Origin of the sequence: Micromonospora sp. NPDC047740 (genome assembly GCF_043204735.1) — a bacterium.
Taxonomy (GTDB): Bacteria; Actinomycetota; Actinomycetes; order Mycobacteriales; family Micromonosporaceae; genus Micromonospora.
Map to the genome: position 1 here is coordinate 147,834 of NZ_JBIDCT010000019.1, position 13,753 is coordinate 161,586.

Consider the following 13,753-nt stretch of genomic DNA (forward strand, 5'->3'; position numbering starts at 1 on the left):
AGTTCCCTAAGGGAACCCCAATTGGTAGGCTGGTTCCATGCAACGCACGGACTTCAGCAAAATGGCGTGCTCGATCGCACGCACGCTCGACGTCATCGGGGAGCCCTGGTCACCGCTGGTCCTGCGCGACGTATGGGTCGGGCTCAACCGGTTCGAGCAGCTCCAGGCCGACCTCGGAATCTCACGCAAAGTCCTGACCGAGCGACTGAACCACCTCGTCGACCAGGGCGTGCTCGAACGCCGCCCCTACGACCGGCGACCGCGCTACGAGTACATCCTGACGGAGAAGGGCACCGAGTTGGTCGACCTGCTCATGGTCATGACCCGTTGGGGAGACAAATGGCTCGCCGGCGAGACCGGCCCGCCAGTGCTCTACCGCCACCACGCGTGCGGCGAAGTCAGCGGTGTCGACCTGCGCTGCACCCACTGCGGCGAGCCGATGCACGCAAACGACATCGACCCGCTGCCAGGCCCCGGCGCAGCCGTCTGACCCTGACGACCTGAAAGCCCCTGGCCGGGCCTTGGCCGCCCAACGGCATCCGCGACCGCCGTCGGACGCGCTCCCAAGCCCAACGCGGCGAGCGCCAGACCGCCGACCACCACACGCAGTCCAGGTCCTCGCCCATGTCCAGGCCAGCGGCCCGTTCGATCGCCCAGATACTCCCGTCACAGGCGACTGAGGCGGTGGTCGAGTGCAGTGTGACGGCGGCCGGCGCTGACGGTGCGGACGGCTGCGGCGAGGGCCCGGCGGGAGCCGACGAGGACAACGAGTTGTTTGGCGCGGGTGACGGCGGTGTAGAGCAGGTTGCGTTGGAGCATCATCCAGGCGCTGGTGGTGAGGGGGATGACGACGGCGGGGTATTCCGAGCCTTGGGAGCGGTGGATGGTCATGGCGTAGGCGTGGGCGAGTTCGTCGAGTTCGTCGAAGTCGTAGTCAATGATCTCGTCCTCGTCGGTACGCACCGTGAGGGTCTGCTCCTCCGTGGAGAGCGCGGTGACGATTCCGAGGGTGCCGTTAAAGACGCCCGCTTGGCCCTTGTCGTAGTTGTTGCGGATCTGGGTGACCTTGTCACCGGCCCGGAACACCCGCCCACCCGCGCGCCGCTCCGGCTGCCCCTCCCGGTGCGGGGTGAGGTGCTGTTGCAGCAGCGTGTTGAGCGCGCCGGCACCAGCCGGACCGCGGTGCATGGGAGTGAGAACCTGCACGTCCCGGCGCGGGTCAAGGCCGAACTTGGCCGGTATGCGAGTGCAGGCGACGTCGACGGTGAGGGCGGCGGTGGCGTCGGTGTCGTCGCAGGCGAACAGGAAGAAGTCCGGCAGGCCCTGAACCACGGGTGGGCGGCCGGCGTTGATGCGGTGGGCATTGGTCACGACACCGGACTGGGCGGCCTGGCGGAAGATCTGCGTCAGCCGCACCCGCGGAATAGTGGGGGCGGCGAGCAGGTCGCGCAGGACCTCGCCAGCACCGACGGAGGGGAGCTGGTCGACGTCGCCGACGAGCAGCAGATGGGCGCCGGGTGGGACGGCTTTGACGAGTTTGTTGGCCAGGATCAGGTCGAGCATGGAGGCCTCGTCGACGACGAGCAGGTCGACGTCGAGGGGATTGTCCCGGTCGTAGGAGGGGTCGCCGCCGGGGCGTAACTGGAGCAGCCGGTGCACGGTGGCGGCGGGATGCCCGGTGAGCTCGGACAGGCGTTTTGCGGCCCGGCCGGTCGGGGCGACAAGGGTGACCTTGGCTCTCTTGGCGGCGGCGAGTTCGACGATCGAGCGGACGGTGAAACTCTTGCCGCAGCCCGGCCCGCCGGTCAGCACCGCCACCTTCGCAGTCAGGGCGAGACGGACCGCCTGCTCCTGCTCGGCAGCGAGGTCGTTGCCGGTGCGTGCCTTCAGCCATGTGAGAGCCTTGCCCCAGTCGACGTTCGTGAAGTGAGGCAGCCGGTCGGCCGGGGTGGTGAGCAGATGGTGTAGGGAACTGGCGAGGGATTGCTCGGCGCGGTGGAACGGCACCAGGTACACCGCCTGCACCGCCTCCCCGTCCCCGGCGGGGAGCGTCTCGCGGACGACTCCTTCGTCGGCGACAAGGTCGTCGAGGCAGCGGGTGACGAGGTCGGCGGGCACGTCGAGGATCTTCGTCGCGTCGGCGACCAACTCGGGAGCAGGTAGGTAGCAGTGGCCTGAGTCGGTGGCCTCGGACAGCGTGTATTGCAGGCCGGCCATGACCCGCTGGGGGCTGTCGTGGGGGATGCCGACGGCCTGGGCGATGGTGTCGGCGGTCTTGAAGCCGATGCCCCACACGTCCGCAGCCAGCCGGTACGGCTCCTTGGTGACCACGTCGGTGGAGGCATCGCCGTACTGCTTGTAGATCCGCACGGCGAGGGAGGTGGAGACGCCCACACCTTGCAGGAAGACCATCACCTCCTTGATGGCCTTCTGCTCCTCCCACGCGGCGGTGATCTTCGCCGTGCGTTTCGGCCCCAGCCCCGGCACCTCCACCAGGCGGGCGGGCTCCTCCTCGATGACCCGCAGGGTGTCCAGGCCGAAATGGGCGACGATCCGCTCGGCGAACACCGGGCCGATACCCTTCACGAGGCCCGAGCCGAGATAGCGCTGGATGCCCTGAATCGTGGCAGGCAGCACCGTGGAGTAGGAGTCGACCTCGAACTGCCGACCGTACTTCGGGTGCGACGACCACCGCCCCTGCAGCCGCAGCGTCTCACCCGGCTGCGCGCCGAGCAGCGCCCCGACCACGGTCAGCAGATCGCTGCCACGGTTGGTGGCCACGCGGGCAACGGTGTACCCGGTCTCCTCGTTGACATATGTCAACCGCTCCAGCACCGCGTCCAGTACGGCAAGCGGCGGACGGGCTGGCACGGTCATGGCTGACATCGTGCCGCTTGCCGCCGTCGCATCGGCACCCGCCCTGCCCGCTTGCCTCGGGACCGCGCGGGGCCGCAGCGTTGAATCGTCTGGCGCGCCGACGCGACTACCGGTCGATCTTCACGAAGGGTCGGCGCCTTTTCACAAAGATGTCTGTCAATGGACATCATCCTTCGAGAAGCTGCGGTGTAAAGCGCCGCTCGCAAGTTAGGTCTGACTACTTCCGCCAGGCGGGGGCCATCCGCTCGGACATCTCCCGCCAGAACGTCCGCAGGTCCTGCCGGTTGACCGCCTGCCAGTCCGCCCGCCCGGACGGCCGGAGCGCGCGCCCGACGAGGTCGATCTGGTGGGCGCAGAAAGCCTCGTCCATCTGGTACGGCAGTTCGTCGCCCTTTGGTGGCAGCGGGCACAGTCGGAAGGGGCAGTCGTCGATGCAGGTCGCCCCGGGTAGTACGTCGTGGGCCTGGCGGCGGCTGAGGTTGACCCGCATGGCGGTGCGGTCGATGGTGAGGCACGGGGGTAGCTCGGCCCGGCTGGCCCGCGTGAGCCGGCGGGCCCGCTGGTCGTTGTCCCGTCCCCGGTCGGCGAGATTGAGCAGCAGCATCACGTCGGCCAGCAGCCGTTGGGCCCGCGGTTCCAGGACGGCCCAGCCGTGCCAGGGCGGCAGCCAGGAGGCCTGGTGCCGGCGAATGCCCGGCTGGGGGCTGTCCGACCCGATCCGCCCGACGATCTCCCGCTCGTCCAGCCAGCAGTGCCGTTCCGGATGGCGGTCGATGAGCGCCTCGACGCACAGGTCCGCGACCTCGAGGACGAGGGGGTGGGCTGTACCGCTGCCGGGCTGCGGGGCGCGGAGCCCGCCGCCGGCGATGGAGGTCCAGAAGCCCACCAGGCCGCGCGGGTCTGAACCGTGACCCCGTTCGCGCAACGCCTCGCCGGGATCACGGGGGAGGGCGAGCAGGGTGAGCGCCTGGATGAGCACCAGGTGGGAGTACCAGAACCGGGAGTGCCGCAACGCCTTCTCGGCTTCCTCGATCAGCACATTGCGGTGCGCCGGATACGTGCGCCAGTTGGCCGCCATCCGGAACCCCTGTGCCAGGGTGATCTCATAGACGCGGGCCCCTTCGCGGAAGTCGGTGGCCAGGCGGTCGACCCAGCGGTGCAGGGTACCCCGGGCCACGCCCTGCCAGTCCGGTTCGCCGGGAGGGTGTGCGGCGTCGGTGAAGAGGAATAGGGACGGGGCGAGCCAGGTCCGCAGCTCCTCGAGGCGCTCCCGGCCCTGGGTATCGGCCGCCTGAGGCGGCTGGTCGAGCAGGCCGCGCAGGGAGCGGACGGCGGCGTTGCCGCCGCTGGCGATCTGACGGGCCGCGGTCAGCCGGGGCAGGTACGACGTCTCGTGCTCCATCATCTGGAACAGCCGCCGGTACTGCGGTGTGGGCGACTGTCCCCGGAATCCGGTGGGCTCCGGGGGCCGGTCCCGCAATTGCCGCGCGGCGTCGCCGTACCGATGCACCAGTGCGATCTTGGCGTCCTCGAGCGGGCGGTCGGTGACCGAGCCGTCCCCCTGATAGTTCGGCCAGGCGCCGAGGATCGCCTCGGCCAGTTTCCGGTGCGCCGCGTGTCCGCTGGCGGCGTCCATCTCCAGCGCGGCCGCGAACAGCTCCAGTGCTCGGGTGCGGTTGCGTGTCCCGGTCGCTGCGGCACAGAGACGGTGGACGAGAGCGATGGACCGGACCCGGGTGGTGCTCGTGTCGCGGGCGCTCGGCGGCGCTCCCACCGTTTGACGAAGGGCGTCCCGGAGCCGGAGGATTCCGTGCGGCACCGGTGGCCTCCGCCGCCCGTCCAGCCGTTCGAACGCGCCCCCGCTGTGGGTGTAGAGGGTGAGGGCGGCGAGCAGCTCCCGCCCAGGGCCGTGGTTCTCGGTGAAGGCGTGCTTCAGAAAGTCGTCGTCGCGCAGGGCCGCGGCGAGGTAGCGCGAGCCGAGGTACGCCTGGACCATCCCGTTCTGGAAACGCACCCCGTCCTGCCGCTTCACCACGATGTTCAGCTCCTCTCCGGTGGTCTCGGCGAGCCCGAGGTCCTGCGGGTTGTCGGCGCTGAGCTTGTGCAGCCGGGCCCGGAGCTCGGCCAGGATCCACTGCCGGCCAGCGTCCTTCGCGCCGTCGGCGCTCATGATCTCGGTGGTACGCACCGACAGCCGGTTGTCGCGCAACCCAATGCAGGCGAGCGCGGAGAGCACTTCGATCGCGTCTGTCCGTTCGGTCTGCGGCATCCCGTAGTCCTCGAACAGATCCCCGGCGACGATGGCAGCCCACCATTCCTCCAGCAGACACCAGCGCAGCGCGGATCTGCCCTGGCCCGCTGGCCCAACCCGGTCCAGGCGGTCCACCTCATGGAGCTGGCTGATTACCCGCAGGTAAAACGGTGAGTCCGCGACGTCGGCGTCCTTGACCAGCTCAGTGATCCGATCCCACTGCTGGCCAGCGTCCGAGCGGTGGCTGCGGGCCTGCACGTACTCCAACGCGGCACCGTTGGAAAGCGGCTCGAGTTGCAGCAGCAGCGCGTCCAACCCGCGCAGCGGATCGTCCGGCCGTGAGGCGACCACCAGAGGGAGCCGTTCGCGGACCGCGCCCCGCACCGCCTCGCGGAGCACGCTGTCCCGGTCGGCGGGCTGGTCGGAGTCGGCGAGCACCTCTTCCAGGCCGTCGGCCAGCACCACGATGCGGTTCTCCAGCCACAGCCGGCGCCACACCTTGTCGGCCTCGCCGGCGGCGCGTAACTGGCTGTCGATGGTCCTTTGGAACTGTTCGAGGGCGAGCTGGTGGAAGTTCAGCTTCGCCGGGTCCGTGACGGTGCGCAAATCGATCCCGACCGGCACGACGTCGCTGGCCATCAGCATCTCCGCGAGACGTACCAGGGTCGCGGTCTTGCCAGTGCCGATGCCGCCGACCAGCAGCAGCGGCCGTCGGCGGTGCTCGTCGCGGAGCCGCTGGACCATCATTTCGCACAGTTCGTCCCGGCCCACCACGTAGCTCGCACTGCTGTCGCGTTCGGCGGTGGGAAGCACCATCCGAAGGTTGCGCATGGCGTTGCGGTCGTACCAGCGCCGGACCGGGACGTACCGCCAGAACAAAAAGACTGCGAGGCCCAACGCCAGAATAAGTGGTCCCCTGACAAAGCCCTCCACCTGTCCGCAGTAGTACGACCTCGGCGGATCCCCCGCACACCACTGCGACACCGGCAGAAAATCGGGCTCGATGTTGAGGACCGTCAGAACCAGCGAGAAGACGGTCCACACCACGAGCACCCCGCCGGTGGCGACGATCCCCCACCGCAGCCCGCGGTGGTGCCGCCAGCTCATCCGGTGGTCGGGCCGCTCGTCGGTCCGCCGGCGGCGATTCCGCTCGGCTTGCCGTTCCCGTCGGGTACGCCACCGGCGCCGGCGCTGGCGCATCCACAACTGGGCCGCCCAGACCGGACCACGTCTCGGCCCACGCATGGACACCCCCATGATCCACACGGTTGGCTACCGGCCAGAGGCGATCATCGCCTTCCAGGCCCACCCTAGTGCTCGCACCCGCGGGCCAGCGCCGCGTTCCGGCAAATCCCGCGGCCGTCCGTCGACGACACGGTCGGCGCACTGGCCGCGCGGCCAGGCCCCTTGCTCTGACCCGGGCACGGCGAAGCCTGCGGCTCGGCTGAAAGGGCGGTACGGCCGTGATCCAATCCGGGGAGCGCGTGACCCCATGACATCAGAGACTCTGCTAACGGTGAACTCGAATGCAGTAACCATGGACGGAATCGTGATGTGTAGGGCGACGGTTCGATTCGGTTGGCGGCTTCACAGGAAGGCCCGGGTCACGGGCTTGATCGCCGATCGTGACCCGGGCCTTCCTCATACCGTCGAACGCCAGCCGATCTCAGGGCCCGGCGCTCGCCACCCCGCTCTCGTTGACGGTGAACTTTCCGTTAGAGGCGCCATTGAAGGTTCCACTCTTGATCCACTCGATCAGCGCCGCCTTGATGGTGGAATGGGGACCAGCCCAGGGGGCACCGGGTGCGCCGCCGTAGGGGGTGCCCGAGGTGGGGGTGCAGCGGTGTCCGGAGCAGCCCTCCCACACAAAGGTGTGGCTTCCGCACGCAACCTTCACCAGCACCTTGTTCGTCACCGGGAGGTTGTTGTAAATGGTGTCCGCGTTCGCCACCGGCGTCACCTCGTCTTCAAGACCGTGGATGACGAGCGTGGGTGTGGTCAGCTGTCTTACGACTTCGGTGTTCCAGCCGTAGCTGGAAAAGACGGGACTGCGGCCGAGGCCGGTCGGGTGCCCGGGGATGGTCCCTCCCCACTGGGCGCCGACAGGATCCTCCTCGCGGATCTGCGCCGCGACCTGCTCCCGACTGCCCTGGACCACACGGCCTGTGCACGCCGCCTCGCGATCGGGCGGCAGGTTCCCGGGTCCGCCACCGGTGAAGACGTGCAGCGGGAAGGTGGCGAAGCCCGTCGGCGGCGGTGTCTCCTCGGTCGGGAAACCGAACAGCGACGCCGCGAACACGACGCGGTTAACCTTGGCGATGTACTGGTCGCTGTGGGGAAGGAGCGGGTTCGGGTTGGCCGCATACAGTGTCCGGCCGACGTGCTGCCCGCCAGCCGAGTAGCCCACAAGGGTTACCTTGCCGTCCGACGGCTGCGCCCGCGCGATGGCGTCGTCGATGACCTGACGGATGTCGCGAACGAAGGTGTCGACACGGGCGAACCGGACGTTGCTCGAATGGGCCCGCCGCTGCCCGCCAAGCGGATTGGTGAACAACGTCGGATCCTGCGCCGCCCCCTGCTGATCGAGGGGGAAGACCGGGACATGCGTGCGATCGCATCCCGCCGGGTACGAGCAGGTGCCGTCGGTGTTGTAGGCGGGCAGGCTTGCGTTTCCCGGGTCGTCCAGGCCGTGGGCGAAGCGCGTCGAGCGGCCGTAGCCGAGCAGGTTGGGGGCGAAGGTGTCGATTCCTGCCCGGGCGAGCGCCTTCTGAATGCTGAGCTCGCCGCCTTCGGGGGCGGGCTGTCGAAGGTCGAACACGGCCGGGCCGTACACGGTACGGCCGTGGATCAGCACCGCGGCCCGGTTGGGCACCGAGTGGCACTTCCCGTGGGCGTAGATGGGCTGGACACGATGCACCTGCAGCTCAGCCGAGAGCCCGTCGAACTGCGGGTCGGGCATCAGCCCGGCGGGGACGGTGAAGGGCAGAAAGTGATCGCTGACCTGCACGCCGGTCGGCACCTTGTCACAGGCCGCGGCCGCAGCCGCGCCGCTGACAGCGGCCGTCGATGAGGGCTTTGCTGCGGAGAGCGGCTGAGAGAATGCGGCAGTCAGCGCAGTTACTGCGACAATCGTGAATGCCGCTCCTCTGAGTCTTCGCTTTGCTTTGGACATGGGGTCTCCTTAATGGGAGTGCTACGCGCACTTCGCGTAGTCGTGACACGTGGCCACACCCGCCTAATTCCGAGGGGCGGGGCGTGGGCGTGGCGAGCAGGATGAACAAGGCCGCGACGGCGACCAGGATGCGGGATCTCACCTCGGAACGTTCCTGGGACGCGGAGTATGCGTTGGATAAGGAACGGTGCCGCTTCCGCAATCGGGTCACGATGCGCGCCGAGCGGCATCTGGTGTCACTGCCCTCCGCTGGTTGTGGATCCCACGGAAGGATGTGTCGACAGGAACTGCGCGAGCGTGTTGACAGGTCGTTTGTCAACGATCGTGTCTCTACTTCTCGGGGTCCTTTACCCGGGCCGCCTAGTTCTGTCGACTCTGAATGCGTCACTGATGGTGCTCGCATGGCGATGACAAGTCAACGCCTGAACTTTTCACCAACTGGCTGACGGGGTGGCAGCGGCCAAGTGCTACATCCGTGGCGAAAATGAGGAGGCCCTGATCTTTATGGCCTTCTCTCGTTTTCTGATCCTCCTGGACCAAAAATGCCGAAATAGCCCACCAAAGCTCCATGATGATGCGAGCCTGCCAGCTCAATCGGAGATCTTGTCACGCTATCGTCACGGTGTCCATATTGAAGGCTCCATCTGCCCAACGTTGGGCAAGAGGACCAGGCGGTGGACCAGCGCCGGGGAAGCGACTCGCAATTGCCGCAGATCCCATGCATTCGTTGTGCCTGATCTTCGGCCGGGGCCCCGATCCCGCTGCCCGACGATGGCGAGGCACGGACGCATATGCGTGGCGCTCACGGTGTCGCCGGACCGGGGCTGGAGGGGTGAGCCCGGCCTGGCAGCGACAGCCCGGGCGTTCTCCGGGCTGTCGCTGTTTCGTCAGTCACGCACGTTCGGCAAGAAGAAGCGTCGCGGCAAGGGCGGCAAGGTCGGCCCACCGGTGCATGACGATCTCGTGCGCCGGGACTTCACCGCCCAGCGGGCGAACGAGCTGTGGTTAGCCGACATCACCGAGCGCCACACCGCCGAGGGCAAGCTGCGCCATCCGCACCTTCGACGAGTTCCTCACCGCGTCGCCCCTGGGTAGGAGCGTGCGGTCTAGTAATAGTTGTCGATCGGCTGGCGCGCCTCGTCGAACAGGGCCGGCCCCTCGTACTGCACCGGGGGTAGCGGCGGAGTGGCTGGCTTGACCTCCTCGAACTGTTCCGCGGACAGGGCGTACACCACCCGGCCGAGGCCGGACCGGGCGATCGCGGTCGCGCACATCGGGCAGGGCTGGCAGCTGGTGAACATAGTGGTGGCGGCCGCCACGTCGGGGGCGAGTTCCCGAGCGGCCCAGCGGGCCAGCTTCAGTTCCGGGTGGGCGGTGATGTCCGAGTCGGAGACCACGGTGTTGTGGTCCTCGATCAGGACGGTACCGTCCGCATCGACCAGCAACGAGCCGAACGGCCGTTCGCCGGACGCCCCGGCCCTGCTGGCGAGTTCAATGGCTCGGCGGAGAAACTTCTCGTCATCGGGGGTCATCGGTCCTCCTGGGATTTGTGGTACACGGCCACGGCCGCAAGGGTCTGCCAGGCGCGTTCGGGCTGGCGGATCTCGGTCAAGTCGCCGTTGAACGGGTCGAGTACCACCGTCTCCGCGCCGAGCAGACGGAGTTGGTCGATGTCGGCGATGATCTGGTCGATGGTGCCGACACCGGCGAGCCGGTCCGGGGCGGTGACCACTTCTCGGGTCTCCAGGAGTTTGATGCGCGGCGTCAACGCGGGCACCGGGCGGCCGAGTTCATCGGCGGTGGCCTTCAGCCGCCCGGCTGCGTCCGCCAGCCATCCGGGCGTAACCCGCAGCGGGTGCCAGGCGTCACCGAGCCGTACCGCGCGACGGATGCCGGCGTCGCTGTTGCCGCCGACCCAGATCGGGATCGGGCCCGTATCGTAGTCGTCGGTGTTCCGCCAGGCTTCGTACATGGCGTGCAGGTACTCGTCGGTCAGCGCGCCGCGCCGCCGGAACGGCACGCCGAGCGCCTCGAACTCCTGCCGGGCCCAGCCGACGCCGACGCCGAGGACGAGCCGGCCGCCGCTGAGCCGGTTGAGGTTCGCCGCCATCCGTGCGGTGAGCAGCGGGTGCCGGTACGGGACGATGAGCACGGTCGTGCCCAGCCGGACCCGGCGGGTCACCCCGGCCAGCCAGGACAGCGTGGTGAACGGCTCGTAGAACGGCGCGGGATACTTCTCGGCCACGTCTGGGGTCACCGCGATGTGGTCGGAGACCATCAGCAGGTCGAAGCCGAGATCCTCGACCGTCTGCGCCCACTGTCGCAGCATGCCGGGGTCGGTACCCGGGGCGAAGTTCGGTACGTTCACGCCGATTTGCACGTTACCCAGGCTAGCCAGCTTGGATCCGGCGTGGAATACCTTGTTCCCTGCCTTTGCTGGCTTTCGCCGTGGATCCGCCGGTAGATTGGCGTAATGGCCGAGAATCTTGACGCCGTCGATTGGTCCATCCTGACCGAGTTGCAGGGCGACGGCCGCCTGCCGATCACCGAGCTCAGCCGCCGGGTCAAGCTGAGCGCCTCGGCCACCAGCGAGCGGGTCAGGCGACTGGAGACGATCGGTGTGATCACCGGCTACCGCGCCGAGGTCGACCTACCCAAGGCGGGCTTCGCCGTACTCGCGGTGGTGCGGCTGAAGTATCCCGGCAGCCAGCACGCACCGCTGCACCGGCTGCTCGAGCGACGACCGGAGATCCTGGAGTGCCTACGCACCACAGGAGAGGACTGCTACCTGCTGAAGGTGGCCGCGACGTCGATGGCACACCTCGAACAGGTCGTCAACGAACTCGCCGCGTTCGGCAGCACCACCACCAACGTGGTCTACAGCGCCACCCTGCCCTATCGCGGCCCGCGCCAGACACCGCCCCACTCGTGACCAGGCGCACGAATGCCCCGCAGCGCGGGAACTACCGTAAAGGCGCCGCCGGCTACGGGCGCCCGCGGCGCCGCCGCACTGGCGCCGCCGCCGGGTCACACGTCGGCGGCGGAAGTCCCGTTACCTGTCCCGCAGCACGGAATCCAGACCCGGATCCGCGCGCCGGAGGGGCTGACCGCCAATAAGGCACCGCCGCATCGGGAATGGCGAGGTCAACGCGGTCGGGCTCGGCAACCACGCCGATGCCGAACGCCGCCGGTTCGAGCAGTCGTGACAACCGGCACTCTGCTCGGCCGGCAGCGGTGTGCTACTGAACGTCGACCCTGGCCGGAGCTTCCGGCGCGATCGTGTCGAGCCCGGTGTAACCGTGCGACAGGCAACGCGCCGACAGCAGCATGAGACCTGCGTCGGGTCGTCAAAGGGCGCACTGCCCGGCAGCAAGAGAGCCAGCTCGCTGCGGATCTCCGAGGATCGAGGCGCCTGCCGGTGGGAGGCAGCCGCCGCGCGGCGGGGCCGGGCCGGGCCACCCGGTTGTCGGACGTCGCAGGTCACCCGTCGGGTCCGTACGGCCCGAGCCGGTGACCTGCGACGTACCGGGCGGCCCGGCGAAGGGGTCAGCCCCAGATGGCGGTGGCCCACTCCGGGTGGTCGATGAAGGGGTTGCGGTTGCCCTGCCAGCGGTCGTAGATGACCTGGTTGCGGCGCTTCTCGAAGGCGTCCGGCGGGTCGAGCTGGTGCCAGGCGAGCAGCACCGACAGTCGGCCCAGGTACGGGGTGGTGCCGTTGGCGACGGAGTTGTTCATCTCCAGGTTCGGCCAGCCGTCGTCGCCCTCGTACCGGATCGCCATGTACATGATCATGCGGGCGACGTCGCCCTTGACCGCGTTGCGCGGCTCGAACGAGTCCGCGTCGGTGTAGCAGCCGGGGCACTGGGCGACGGCGCTGCCGCCGTTGTCGAAGTCCTTGTTGCCGCGCGTCGAGTTGACCGTGACGTCCTCGGGGCGCAGGTGGTGCACGTCCGTGCCCGGGCCGGTGGCGGTGCCGAAGTCGCCGTGCGACTTGGCCCAGACGTGCTCGCGGTTCCAGTCGTCGGCGGCGCCGCCGTTGGTGGCCTTGCTCTGCGAGCGGCCGCTGTAGAGCAGGATCACGTTGTTGGGGTTTGCCGGGTCCTGGTCGGTGTCCTTCAGCGCCTCCCATACCTGGTCGTAGGTGAGCTTCGTCTGCACCTTGGTGATCGAGTGCAGGGCGCCGCGCAGGGACGTACCCGTCTTGCCGATCGCGCTCGCGTAGTAGGTCGAGTCATACGGCCCGCCGGTCGGGGTGGGTGAGGCGGTCGGCGTCGGGCTGGGGGTGGTGCTGCCGAGGGTCATCGCGGTCGGGTCCTTCAGCCCGCCGTGGCTGAAGTACGCGGTCAGGGTGCCGGTCGCGGTGACCAGCTTGCCCCGCAGGCCCGGGTTGGTGAGCAGCCCGAAGGCGCTCCGGTATGGCGCGGTGACCTGGACGTAGAGCATCCTGCCCGTACTGGTCTCGCCGGCGGTGTCGGCGATGGCGATCGCGGTGTCGGCGGTGTAGCCGGAGGTGATCACCGTGTTCGTCGCCGTCGGTTGACCGATGACGTAACCGGTGACGGTGGCGGTGCGGCCGTCCTGGGCAGCCAGCGCCTGGGCGACGGTGAGCGCGGTCGCGGCCGACGCGGAGGTGCTTGCCACTGCGACGCCGGTCGCCAAAGCCACGGCGAGCGCGAACGCCGTGACCAACCGCCCGGATCGCGAGCGGGTGATGCTCTGTGAATTCATGGTCACCGATGTTAGCGGCGGCGGCGTGAACGCCGGGAGGGCGGTGGGAAGAATCTTTCGCCGACGTCAGCCGGACGGGCGAGGGGCCGGGATCAGCGATCCCGGCCCGTCCGGGTCGTCGACACCGGCTCGGGAATCGCAGGCGGACGCGCTGCCGCATGCGTTCGACCGGTTCGGGCGGGCCGACGCCGCACGGGGCCGCCGTACCGGAGGCAGTGGCCTCGGCCTCGCCATCGCCCGGCAGATCGTCGCCGATCACCAGGGCATCATTACGGTCGCGAGTGAGGTCGGCGCCGGGACGACATTCACTATCATGCTTCCCCGCGCCGACTAGCGCCGTACCTGACGGGAATGCCATGCCGCGGAGTGCGGCCGGGGGACCGGCGGGAGAGCGGTTCCGCGCAGGGCGCAAGGCGTACGCCGCGAAGCGGACCCGCTAAAACGCCGGGCGCCGCCCGTTGTGGGGAATCGGGCTGCGCCTCGCACCGGGTCGAGTCCCGGATAGATGCCTGGACGGAAGGCCCGGGGTCGTTGCCCTCGGCGATTCACTGCCTGGGGCGGCCCGGTGCAGAAGTCCTTCGGACCCCGGCCTTCCGCACGGCGAAGAGTATCGGCGCCCACTGACACTCGTGCCAGCGGACACGGCATGCTCCGGGTAGGCGGACAGTTTGCTCCGGGCTGGCGGACATGAGATTTCCGTGCCTGCGGTCACGTGCTCTTCCGGA

The 13,753-nt window shown here is 68.8% G+C and carries 9 protein-coding genes and 1 pseudogene; 4 read left to right on the top strand and 6 right to left on the bottom strand.

Annotated elements, in window-relative coordinates:
- The first annotated feature begins 37 nt into the window (after positions 1-37).
- Entirely contained in the window at positions 38-490 is a 453-nt protein-coding gene (locus tag ACGF4F_RS29735; protein WP_357447048.1) for a helix-turn-helix domain-containing protein, read from the top strand.
- A 176-nt stretch (positions 491-666) separates the two neighbouring features.
- Here the strand turns inward: ACGF4F_RS29735 and ACGF4F_RS29740 are convergent, their stop codons facing one another.
- The 3 genes from ACGF4F_RS29740 to ACGF4F_RS29750 form a co-directional block, all read right to left on the bottom strand.
- Positions 667-2,886, bottom strand: a complete 2,220-nt coding sequence (locus tag ACGF4F_RS29740) for an ATP-dependent RecD-like DNA helicase (RefSeq protein WP_393082434.1) — start codon at positions 2,884-2,886, stop codon at positions 667-669.
- A 208-nt stretch (positions 2,887-3,094) separates the two neighbouring features.
- Positions 3,095-6,385 carry an NACHT domain-containing protein gene (locus tag ACGF4F_RS29745; RefSeq protein ID WP_393082436.1) on the bottom strand — a complete coding sequence of 1,097 codons (3,291 nt, stop codon included), beginning with the start codon at positions 6,383-6,385 and terminating at the stop codon, positions 3,095-3,097.
- A gap of 409 nt (positions 6,386-6,794) precedes the next feature.
- Positions 6,795-8,300 (bottom strand): alpha/beta fold hydrolase, encoded by a 1,506-nt coding sequence (locus ACGF4F_RS29750; protein WP_357447206.1) that lies wholly within the window; start codon positions 8,298-8,300, stop codon positions 6,795-6,797.
- A 912-nt stretch (positions 8,301-9,212) separates the two neighbouring features.
- On the opposite strand from ACGF4F_RS29750, the pseudogene ACGF4F_RS29755 reads away from it, so the two are divergent.
- Positions 9,213-9,347: pseudogene (locus ACGF4F_RS29755) on the top strand (IS3 family transposase); the annotation flags it as partial.
- 59 nt (positions 9,348-9,406) lie between these two features.
- Here ACGF4F_RS29755 and ACGF4F_RS29760 read toward each other — a convergent pair.
- Together ACGF4F_RS29760 and ACGF4F_RS29765 are read right to left on the bottom strand one after the other, a co-directional pair.
- Positions 9,407-9,832 (bottom strand): nucleoside deaminase, encoded by a 426-nt coding sequence (locus tag ACGF4F_RS29760; protein ID WP_357447209.1) that lies wholly within the window; start codon positions 9,830-9,832, stop codon positions 9,407-9,409.
- The gene (locus ACGF4F_RS29765; protein WP_357447212.1) at positions 9,829-10,680 is read right to left on the bottom strand and encodes a TIGR03619 family F420-dependent LLM class oxidoreductase; all 852 of its coding nucleotides are present in this window, start codon (positions 10,678-10,680) and stop codon (positions 9,829-9,831) included. Before ACGF4F_RS29765 ends, ACGF4F_RS29760 begins: the two co-directional genes overlap by 4 nt.
- A gap of 93 nt (positions 10,681-10,773) precedes the next feature.
- On the opposite strand from ACGF4F_RS29765, the gene ACGF4F_RS29770 reads away from it, so the two are divergent.
- Positions 10,774-11,232 carry an Lrp/AsnC family transcriptional regulator gene (locus ACGF4F_RS29770; RefSeq protein WP_357447215.1) on the top strand — a complete coding sequence of 153 codons (459 nt, stop codon included), beginning with the start codon at positions 10,774-10,776 and terminating at the stop codon, positions 11,230-11,232.
- A gap of 614 nt (positions 11,233-11,846) precedes the next feature.
- On the opposite strand, the gene ACGF4F_RS29775 is transcribed toward ACGF4F_RS29770, so the two are convergent.
- The gene (locus ACGF4F_RS29775) at positions 11,847-12,941 is read right to left on the bottom strand and encodes an endonuclease (RefSeq protein ID WP_357447218.1); all 1,095 of its coding nucleotides are present in this window, start codon (positions 12,939-12,941) and stop codon (positions 11,847-11,849) included.
- Here ACGF4F_RS29775 and ACGF4F_RS29780 point away from each other — a divergent pair.
- The gene (locus tag ACGF4F_RS29780; RefSeq protein ID WP_393082442.1) at positions 12,904-13,362 is read left to right on the top strand and encodes an ATP-binding protein; all 459 of its coding nucleotides are present in this window, start codon (positions 12,904-12,906) and stop codon (positions 13,360-13,362) included. The genes ACGF4F_RS29775 and ACGF4F_RS29780 overlap by 38 nt on opposite strands.
- Positions 13,363-13,753 lie beyond the last annotated feature (391 nt).

What these genes read in the sequence shown, in the direction of transcription:
- ACGF4F_RS29735 (WP_357447048.1), top strand. Translation starts at nt 38, where the DNA reads ATGCAACGCACGGACTTCAGCAAAATGGCGTGCTCGATCGCACGCACG.
- ACGF4F_RS29740 (WP_393082434.1), bottom strand. Translation starts at nt 2,886, where the DNA reads ATGTCAGCCATGACCGTGCCAGCCCGTCCGCCGCTTGCCGTACTGGAC.
- ACGF4F_RS29745 (WP_393082436.1), bottom strand. Translation starts at nt 6,385, where the DNA reads ATGGGGGTGTCCATGCGTGGGCCGAGACGTGGTCCGGTCTGGGCGGCC.
- ACGF4F_RS29750 (WP_357447206.1), bottom strand. Translation starts at nt 8,300, where the DNA reads ATGTCCAAAGCAAAGCGAAGACTCAGAGGAGCGGCATTCACGATTGTC.
- ACGF4F_RS29760 (WP_357447209.1), bottom strand. Translation starts at nt 9,832, where the DNA reads ATGACCCCCGATGACGAGAAGTTTCTCCGCCGAGCCATTGAACTCGCC.
- ACGF4F_RS29770 (WP_357447215.1), top strand. Translation starts at nt 10,774, where the DNA reads ATGGCCGAGAATCTTGACGCCGTCGATTGGTCCATCCTGACCGAGTTG.